The organism is Streptomyces tricolor, assembly GCF_002155905.1.
Lineage (GTDB): Bacteria > Actinomycetota > Actinomycetes > Streptomycetales > Streptomycetaceae > Streptomyces > Streptomyces tricolor.
The window spans coordinates 21,881-28,124 of the sequence record NZ_MUMF01000039.1; the positions used below are offsets into that span (position 1 = coordinate 21,881).

Below are 6,244 nucleotides of genomic sequence, written 5' to 3' on the forward strand. Positions count from 1 at the left end.
GTACGTCCTCAGGAGATCGAATGGTGGAGCAGTCCTCCGAGGTCCCTATATCGGGGCCGGACGAACCTGCCGTCACCCTGAGTGAAACAGGGCCGCTCAGGGTGGACACCGAAAGAAAGCTCGCGCAGACATTGGCCGAGCTGACGGGCACCGCCGAAGTCCCGGTCGACAGTCATTTCTTCACCGATCTCGGTGCCAATTCCCTCGTCATGGCGCAGTTCTGCGCGCGGGTCAGGAAAAACCCGGACCTGCCCTCGCCGTCGATGCGGGACATCTACCGGCATCCCACGATCCGCGGCCTGACGGCGGCTCTCCTGGAGGCCGCTCCCCCGTCCGCCGGTCCGGCCGGCGCCCCGTCGGAGCAGCCGGCACCCACGGCGCCCCCGGCCCCGCCGCAGTCCACCGGCCGGTGGAACCACGTGCTGTGCGGGGTGTTCCAGCTGCTGTTCTTCGTGGGCTACTCGCTCGCCTCCGGGCTCGTCACCGCGCGAGGGTACGAGTGGATCTCCGCCGGCGCGGAGCCGGGGAACATCTATCTCCGGTCGCTGCTGTTCGGCGGGATCGGATTCATCGTCCTGTGCACTTTTCCGGTCCTGGTGAAATGGGTGCTCATCGGCCGCTGGAAACCGGTCGAGTTTCCGGTCTGGGGGCTGACTTATCTCCGCTTCTGGCTCGTCAAGGTGCTGCTGCACGCGAATCCGATGATTTTCCTCGCCGGAACTCCGTTGTATGTGCTGTATCTTCGGGCCCTGGGCGCGCGGATCGGAAAAGGTGTCACGATTTTCTCCCGCTCCGTCCCGGTCTGCACCGACCTGCTGACGATCGGCGCGGGGACCGTCGTCCGCAAGGACACGTACTTCCTGGGCTACCGGGCGTACGCGGGCCGTATCCAGACGGGCCGGGTCACCCTCGGCCGGGACGTGTTCGTCGGCGAGAAGACCGTCCTGGACATCGACACCACGCTCGGCGACGGCGCGCAGCTGGGCCATTCCTCGGCGCTGCACCGCGGGCAGGCGATACCGGACGGCGAACGCTGGCACGGTTCCCCGGCGGAGCCCGCGGACGTCGACTACGTCCGGGTCGAGCCGGCCCGGTGCGGCACCGGGCGCCGGGCCTGGTTCGGTCTGGCCACGCTGGTCCAGCTGTTCTTCGTGTACATTCCGATCGCCATCGGCGGGGTGTACATGGTGTTCACGGGGATTCCGGCGATCGGCAAGCGACTCGACCCGCAGACGGCCGTGCTGACCCGGCCGGAACTCATCCCCGACGCGCTGGGCGTCTCGCTCGCCTTCTTCTCCGTCTTTCTCGCCCTGGGCGCCGTCGCGTTGTACGTCGTTCCGCGGCTGCTGGGTCTGCTCGTCAAGCCGGACCGCGTGTATCCGCTCTACGGATTCCACTACACGGTGCACCGGCTGTCGGCCCGCATGACGAACCTCAAGTTCTTCGCATGGCTGTTCGGCGACAGTTCGTACATCGTGCATTATCTCCGCGGCCTCGGCTACGACTTGTCACGGGTCGAGCAGACCGGTTCCAACTTCGGCACCGAGGTCCAGCACGAGACGCCATTCCTGGTCTCCGTCGGCACCGGCACGATGGTGGCCGACGGGCTCTCCCTGGTCAATGCCGAGTATTCCAGTACGTCTTTCCGGCTGTCCCGGGTGTCGATCGGGCCGCGCAACTTCCTGGGCAACAACATCGCTTACCCGGTGGGGGGCAGGACGGGTGAGAACTGCCTGCTCGCGACGAAGGTGATGGTGCCGCTGGACGGCGAGGTCCGCACGGGTGTGGGGCTGCTCGGCTCGCCGTGTTTCGAGATACCGCGCTCGGTGGAGCGGGACGCCCGGTTCGACCACCTCCGCAAGGGCGACGAGCTGCGCGGCCATCTCGCCGCGAAGAACCGGTACAACCTGCGCACGATGGCCCTGATGCTCTTCCTGCGCTGGGTGCACATGTTCGCGCTCACGCTGTTCGCCCTGGTCTCCGTGGATCTGTACGGGGCGCTCGGGCATGTGGTGGTCGGCACGTTCCTGGCGCTGCTGCTCGCCTTTTCCACCGCCTACTACGTCCTGGTGGAGCGCTGCCTGCTGAGGTTCGGCCGTCTGCGCCCGCAGTTGTGCTCCATCTACGACCGGAACTTCTGGCTGCACGAGCGGCTGTGGAAGGTGCCGATCAACTACCTCAACGTGTACAACGGCACCCCCTTCAAGCCCCTCGTCTGGCGCATGCTCGGCGTGCGTATCGGCAGGAGGGTCTTCGACGACGGCTGTGTGGCGACCGAGCGGACGCTCACCGCCATCGGCGACGAGTGCACCCTCAACGCCGGGAGCAAGATCCAGTGCCACTCGCAGGAGGACGGCACGTTCAAGTCCGACGGCACCACGCTCGGCGCCGGCTGCACGCTGGGCGTCGGCGCCCATGTGCACTACGGCGTGACCATGGGCGACGGCTCGGTGCTGGCCGCCGATTCCTTCCTCATGAAAGGCGAGGAAGTCCCCCCGAACGCGCAGTGGGGCGGCAATCCGGCCGTGGACATGCCCGAGGCCGGCGGCCCGGGCCGGGCCGTGGTCACCACCGACGCCCCTGCGTCCGCCACGAGGTGAGGAAGGCCATTCGATGGACACGCGCGTGGAGACGGACCGGGAGTTCTGGAGCCGGGTGCTGACCGCCGGCGGCAGCACCGCCGTGCCCCGGTGGGCCGGGAAGCCGGTGCCCGGAACGGCCGAGCAGGAGACGGCGGTCCCGGACGAGGTGACGGCCGCGGTGCGCCGGCTGGTGCGCCGGTCGGGGCTGCCGGTCAGCGCGCTGCTGCTGGCGGCGCACGCCAAGGTGCTGGCCGCGCTGTCCGGGGAGCGGGACGTGGTGACGGGGTACACCGCCGGGCTGCGCGGCGAACCCCTGCCGTGCCGCCTGGCCGTGCCCGCGGGCTCCTGGCGGGCGCTGGTGTCGGCCGCCGAGCGCGCCGAGGCGGCCGTGCTGGCCCACCGGGAGTTCCCGGTGCCGGAGCTGGCGCGGGAGCTGGGCGTGACCGAGCCGCCGTACGAGGTGGTGTTCGGCCCGGTGGGCGCCGAGGAGCCCCACGCCGAGCACGGTGTCCTGCATGTGCGCTGGTGCGAGCGGGGCGGGCGGCTGTTGCTGCGTCTGCGGCACCGCACGGACGTGCTGGACGCCGAGGGCGCGGCCCGGATCGGCGGCTACCACCTGCGGGCGCTGCGGCTGCTGGCGGCCGATCCGGACGCCGACCACACGCAGCAGAGCCTGCTGTCGGCCGACGAGGTGCGCGAGCAGCTGGAGGACCTCGCGGGGCCCCGCCGGCCGCTGCCGGACGCGCCCGCGCACGAGCTGTTCGAGGAACGGGTCCGGGAGCGTCCGCGGGCGGTGGCCGCGGTGCACGGCGAGCGCACGTGGACGTACGCGGAGCTGAACGCGCGCGCCAACCGGCTGGCGCGGGCGCTGCTGGCCCGGGGCCTGGGCCGGGAGGACGTGGTGGCCGTCGTCACCGAACGGAACCTCGACTGGCTGGCGGCGACGCTGGCGGTGTTCAAGGCGGGCGGGGCGTACCTGCCGATCGAGCCGCACTTCCCGGCCGGCCGGATCGCGGCGACGTTGTCGCGGTCCGGGTGCCGGCTGGTCCTCACCGAGTCCGGCAGCACCGCCACCCTGGACGAGGCGCTGGCCACCGTGCCGGAGACCGAGAAGCTGCTGGTGGAGACGGCGTACGCGGAACCGCACGCCGACGGTGACCTCGGGGTGCGGGTCGACCCCGGCCAGCTGGCCTACATCTACTTCACCTCCGGCTCCACCGGCGAGCCGAAGGGGGCGATGTGCGAGCACGCGGGCCTGCTGAACCATCTCCACGCCAAGATCGACGACCTGGGGATCGGCGCGGGGTCGGTGGTGGCGCAGACGGCCCCGCAGTGCTTCGACATCTCGCTGTGGCAGCTGGTGTCCGCGCTGCTGGTCGGCGGACGGACCCTGCTGGTCGGCCAGGACGTGGTCGTGGACGTGGAGCGGTTCCTCGACACGCTGGTGCGCGGCCGGGTCACCGTGACCCAGCTGGTGCCCTCCTACCTGGAGGTCGTCGTCTCGTACCTGGAACGGCATCCGCGCGCGCTGCCCGACCTCCGGTGGGTGTCGGTGACCGGTGAGGCGCTGAAGCGGGAGCTGGTCCAGCGCTGGTTCGCGCTCCAGCCGGAGATCAGGCTGCTCAACGCCTACGGGCTGACGGAGACCTCCGACGACACCAACCACGAGGTCCTGGACGGCGTGCCGGACCGCGTCCTGCTGGGCCGCGCGGTCAACAACGTGCGCGTGTACGTCGTGGACGAGCAGCTGTCGCTGGTGCCGCTGGGCGCGCCGGGGCTGATCGCGTTCTCCGGGGTCTGTGTGGGCCGGGGTTACGTCAACGATCCCGAGCGGACCCGGGAGGCGTACCGGACGGACCCGTACCGGCCCGGGGAGCGGCTCTACCTGGGCGGTGACTGGGGCCGCTGGCACCCCGGCGGCAAACTGGAGTTCCTCGGCCGCCGGGACAGCCAGGTCAAGATCCGCGGCTTCCGGATCGAGATCGGCGAGATCGAGAACACCCTGCTGCGGGTGGACGGGGTGCGGGACGCCGCGGTGGTCGTCGTGGAGCGGGGCGAGAACACGCAGCTGATCGCGTTCCACACCGGCGCACGCCACGAGCCGGAGGTGCTGCGCGAGGCGCTCGCGGCGGCGCTGCCCGCCTACATGGTCCCGGCCGCCTTCCACTGGCGGGAGAGCCTGCCGCTGACCGCCAACGGCAAGATCGACCGGAAGGCCCTGACCGCGCAGGCCGCCGAGGCGGCACCGGCCGCGGAACCGGAGGGCGGGGCCCGGCAGGAGGCGCTCAGCCCGGCCGAGCGGAGGCTGGCGGCGGCCTGGGCCGAGCTGCTGGGCGTGCCCGAGCAGCACATCCGCCGGACGGACCACTTCTTCGACGCCGGGGGCACCTCCCTGACGGCCGTCAAACTCAGCATCGCGCTGGACCGGGCGGTCTCGCTGAAGGACATCACCCGGCATCCGGTCCTCGCCGACCTGGCCGCCCTCCTCGACGGCACCGCCCGGCAGCGCCCCGAGCTGCTCCAGCCCCTGTCGGAGGCGGACGGCGCGCCGGAGTGCGCGCTGGTGTGCTTCCCCTACGCGGGCGGCAACGCCGTCAACTACCGCCCGATGGCGGCGGCGCTGGCGGGCAGCGGCCTGGCGGTGCTCGCGGTGGACCTGCCCGGGCACGACCTGGCGGCCCACCGGGAGCCGTTCGCGTCGATCACGGAGGTGGCCGGACAGGTCGCCGCCGAGATCGCCGCGCGCGGCCTGCCCCGGGTCATGCTGTGGGGCCACTCGTCGGGTGCCGCGCCGGCCCTGGAGACCGCCCGGCTGCTCCAGGAGCGGGGCGTGCGGGTGACGCGGGTGTTCCTCGGCGCGCAGCTGCTGGGCACCGCCGCCGAGCGCCGGGCCGCCGTCACCGAGCTGACGGCCCGGAGCGACGCGGAGATCGCGGCGGGGCTGACCGCGGACAGCGGCTACACGGAACTCGCCGAGCTGAACGAGCGGCACGCCGAGCACATCGGCGCCGCCTACCGGCACGACTGCGTGTCCGCCCACCGCTACTTCGCGGCGGCCCTGGAGACCCCGCCGGCGGTGCGGCTGTCCGCGCCGGTCTCGGTGGTCGTCGCCGCCGACGACCCGCACACCGCGGGCCACGCCGACCGGCACCGGGACTGGCTGCTCCTGGCGGAGCACGTCGATCTGCACGAACTCCCCGACGGCGGCCACTACTTCCTGCGCACCCGTCCGGCCGAGGCGGCCCGGGCCGTGCTGGGCGCGGCCGTCCCCCTGGCCTCCACCTGAGGCCCGTACGACCACCGGAAATGAGCGACCGAAAGGAGACCGAGATGCCGTCCTCATCCCTGGCGGCGCCGCTCGATGTGGAGCTGCGGCCGGACCGACCCGCGGTGCTGCGCGTCGACCCACCGGCCGATCCCGCGGCGTGGGCAGCCGAGTACCGCGAGGCGTTGCGGGCGCAGGTCACCGAGCACGGGGCGCTGCTCGTCCGCGGCCTCGGTCTGCGGGAGACGGACCAGGCCGGTGCCGTCTTCGCGCGGCTGGCCGGTGACCTCCTGCCGGAGCGGGAGGCCTTCGCCCCGCGGGAGGCCCACGGACCGGGGCTGTACTCCTCCACGCCCTGGCCGGCCAACCAGCCCATGTGCATGCACCACGAGCTGAG

General features: G+C 72.0%; 2 protein-coding genes and 1 pseudogene. All 3 read left to right on the forward strand.

The annotated features are described in order from the left end of the window. Positions 1-20 precede the first annotated feature (20 nt). Complete coding sequence (locus CCN44_RS03380) at positions 21-2,600, forward strand: Pls/PosA family non-ribosomal peptide synthetase (RefSeq protein WP_086696798.1); 2,580 nt, start codon at positions 21-23, stop codon at positions 2,598-2,600. Positions 2,601-2,613: 13 nt separating this feature from the next. Beyond that, positions 2,614-5,868 (forward strand): non-ribosomal peptide synthetase, encoded by a 3,255-nt coding sequence (locus CCN44_RS03385; protein WP_086696799.1) that lies wholly within the window; start codon positions 2,614-2,616, stop codon positions 5,866-5,868. A gap of 44 nt (positions 5,869-5,912) precedes the next feature. After that, positions 5,913-6,244, forward strand: a pseudogene (locus CCN44_RS03390) (TauD/TfdA family dioxygenase); the annotation flags it as partial.

Excerpts from the sequence above, each read along its gene's own strand:
- CCN44_RS03380 (WP_086696798.1), top strand. The coding sequence starts at position 21 with ATGGTGGAGCAGTCCTCCGAGGTCCCTATATCGGGGCCGGACGAACCT.
- CCN44_RS03385 (WP_086696799.1), top strand. The coding sequence starts at position 2,614 with ATGGACACGCGCGTGGAGACGGACCGGGAGTTCTGGAGCCGGGTGCTG.